We start from the raw sequence: 3,063 nt of genomic DNA on the forward strand, positions 1-3,063 counted from the left end.
GCCGAGGCGAGGATGGCCACGCTGACCTATCCCCCGCTGGTCCTTCCGGTCACGCTTCTGCCCGGCCGGAAAGTTGATCCGACAGTATTTGCGGTTCCCGCGATCTACCACCTGACCTGCAACGGCGGCGGCAACAACGCGGCTGTCACCTTCGAGCCCGGCGTTTATGGCCATTTCATCTTTGAGACTAACTGTATCATCAACCTGCAAAGCAGCGGTACTCAGGTGATCACATTTCATGATGCGGTTCTGGCAACAACAAATAATGACGTTGAGTCCATCAAAGGTGAAATCGTACAGCTCGGCATTGACGACAGTTGCGCCGAAGGCGGTGGGGTCATTCTGATGACACAGGGAGGCGTGAAGTTTTCCTCCGATCTGTCAGCATATAACGCTCAGATCCTCGCGCAGGGAGACATTGAATTCTCAGCAAACGCCGATGGCGTCGAAGGGGTCTCTTTCATCTCTAATGGCGTGATTACAGGTACATCTAGCATGAACATGGGTTTTTGTGATGGTGGGGGAACGGAGAACTTCATCGAGATACCTTACCTGCGACTGGTCAACTGACCCGACCGGACAGCACGAAAGCAAAGGGCGCGTATCGGACGCGCCCTTTTTTACATGCAGATCTCACTGTCGGGCGGCGACGCTGATCCGCCCGGGGCTGAGTTACAGCCCCTTGGCCTGATAGCTCGCGGCCACCTTGCCGATCGCCACAAGATAGGCGGCCGTGCGCAGGTCATCGACATCGTCGCGCCCGTGCCAGACATCCGCCATCGACTGATAGGCAATCCGCATCGTGTCATCGAGACCGGAACGCACCAGTTCCAGCTCATCCGCACCCTGCAGATATTTCTGCTTGAACCCCGGGCTCAGCGTCCAGCCGAGGTCTTTGTCAGTCGACAGACGTTCCAGCTCGTTGATCAGCAGCTGGTGGCGGGATTCTTCCTGACGCCGCTGCATCCGGCCGAACCGGATATGGCTGAGGTTCTTGACCCATTCAAAATAACTCACCGTCACGCCACCCGCGTTTGCATACATATCGGGGATGATAACGGTGCCCTTCTCGCGCAGGATCTGGTCGGCGCCCGCGGTCACCGGGCCGTTCGCCGCCTCAATGATCAGGCTCGCCTGCACACGCGCCGCGTTGTCAAGATTGACGACACCCTCAAGAGCCGCCGGGATCAGAATGTCACAGGGCTCTTCCAGGATTTTGGTGCCATCGGCAATCTGATGCATATCCGAATACCCCGACACGCCGCCGTGCTTTGATATCCAGGAGCGGACGGCTTCGACGTCCAGACCGTCAGGATTGTAGAGTCCGCCGTCGTGCTCAATGATACCCACGATGATACTGCCGTCTTCCTGGGACAGGAATTTAGCGGCGTGATAGCCCACATTTCCGAGGCCCTGGACGATGATCTTTTTGCCCTCCAGATCCCCTGACAGGCCGGCCTTTTTCACACCGTCCTCATCGCGGAAGAACGACCGCAGCGCATATTGCACGCCCCGGCCAGTCGCCTCGACCCGGCCCGAAATACCGCCAGCATTCAGCGGCTTGCCCGTCACACAGGCGTTGCCGTTGATATCGGTGGTGTTCATGCGTTTGTACTGATCCGCAATCCAGGCCATCTCGCGCTCGCCGGTGCCCATATCAGGCGCCGGCACGTTCTGGCTTGGATTGATCAGGTCCCGTTTGATCAGTTCATAAGCGAAGCGCCGGGTGATCAGTTCAAGCTCGTGGGTTTCATATTCGCGCGGATCGATGCAGAGCCCGCCTTTTGAGCCGCCGAACGGTGCTTCGACCAGCGCACACTTGTAGGTCATGAGTGCCGCCAGCGCTTCAACCTCATCCTGGCTCACACCGAGCGAAAAGCGGATCCCGCCCTTGACCGGTTCCATATGTTCTGAATGCACAGAGCGGTAGCCGGTGAACGTTCTGATCTCACCTCTCAGGCGGACACCAAAGCGCACGGTATAGGTGGCATTACAGACCCGGATTTTCTCTTCCAGCCCGGGCGACAGGTCCATCAGACCGACGGCCCGGTTAAACATCTGATCCACGCTTTCGCGGAAACTCGGCTCACGGCTGCTTTTGTTCACATTCACTCTCCCTTGCTGTCGCCGGGCGGGCATGCCCTCATCTGACACCTGCGAACCTACGCGCGGACGCTCAGAAGTGCCAGTTTTTCAGGCATCAGAAAAATTCGCCGCACACTATCTCTGCGCCGGAAGGGTGACGATTCTGTAAACTGGTGACAGGGCCACAGGATTTATATCCGGGCGCGGCGGCTCAGGGCCGTGTGTCAGCGGACTTCGCGTTCGGCGAGGCGCACGGCGATAATCTCGGACATGAATTTCGTCTGCCGCCCGGGCAGCATACCGCCGATGCCGATTTTGCGGCCCATACGCCACCAGACGCCGGGGCGCCAGGCGCGACTGTTACGGGTGGAGGTGGTCAGCAGAAAGCCGTTGGACGGTTTGAAGGCAAAAGCACCGCGCTCCACATCCGTGATTTCATCGATCCGCGCGATGATACGGCCGTCTTTCTCACGCAACATGGTTGTTGTCAGTTCGAGAACGCAGGCGGTGGACCGGCGCATCGCATCGGCAATCATCAGCGCGGTGATGCCAAGGCCGATCAGAAAAATCTGCCAGCCAAAGGCCGGAGATTTTGTTACAGCCATCCAGATCACCATGACCGCCAGCAATGACAGCAGCCCGATGCCCAGAATGCGCCGCCCGATCGAGGCAGAGACAGTGGCAAGGACTTCATCTTCCGGGGCGTCACTCATGGCGCGGATCTTTCGGCATTCAGGCTCAGGCCTCCTACCCTGTCCCGCCCCCTTCTCACAAGAGCAAAGCGCGGCGCCGCTTAACTGCCATCCTGGTCAAAAAGTTCGGGAAAGAGCCAGCGCAGGCTGTGCGGACGGTAGCCGGGCAGTTCCGACATCCGCTCCAGAACCGATGGGCTGGTCGCACGCGGTGTCTGCGGCCCGCGTCGCCAGGCCGTCAGAGAGGGCAGAAACCGGTAGATCCCGGACACCTGCGCCAGTTGCG

The 3,063-nt window shown here is 59.1% G+C and carries 2 protein-coding genes and 2 pseudogenes; 1 reads left to right on the top strand and 3 read right to left on the bottom strand.

Annotated features, from left to right (window positions below):
* A pseudogene (locus Q0M35_RS18355) lies at positions 1–570 on the top strand (hypothetical protein); the annotation flags it as partial.
* Positions 571–672: 102 nt separating this feature from the next.
* Here Q0M35_RS18355 and Q0M35_RS18360 read toward each other — a convergent pair.
* From Q0M35_RS18360 to Q0M35_RS18370, 3 genes and pseudogenes are all read right to left on the bottom strand, one after another.
* Positions 673–2,058 carry a Glu/Leu/Phe/Val dehydrogenase gene (locus Q0M35_RS18360; RefSeq protein ID WP_295317695.1) on the bottom strand — a complete coding sequence of 462 codons (1,386 nt, stop codon included), beginning with the start codon at positions 2,056–2,058 and terminating at the stop codon, positions 673–675.
* A 251-nt stretch (positions 2,059–2,309) separates the two neighbouring features.
* The gene (locus tag Q0M35_RS18365; protein WP_295317694.1) at positions 2,310–2,798 is read right to left on the bottom strand and encodes a hypothetical protein; all 489 of its coding nucleotides are present in this window, start codon (positions 2,796–2,798) and stop codon (positions 2,310–2,312) included.
* Between the two features lie 80 nt (positions 2,799–2,878).
* Positions 2,879–3,063: pseudogene (locus Q0M35_RS18370) on the bottom strand (DUF2235 domain-containing protein); the annotation flags it as partial.

The organism is Roseobacter sp. (assembly GCF_024639605.1).
Taxonomy (GTDB): domain Bacteria; phylum Pseudomonadota; class Alphaproteobacteria; order Rhodobacterales; family Rhodobacteraceae; genus Roseobacter.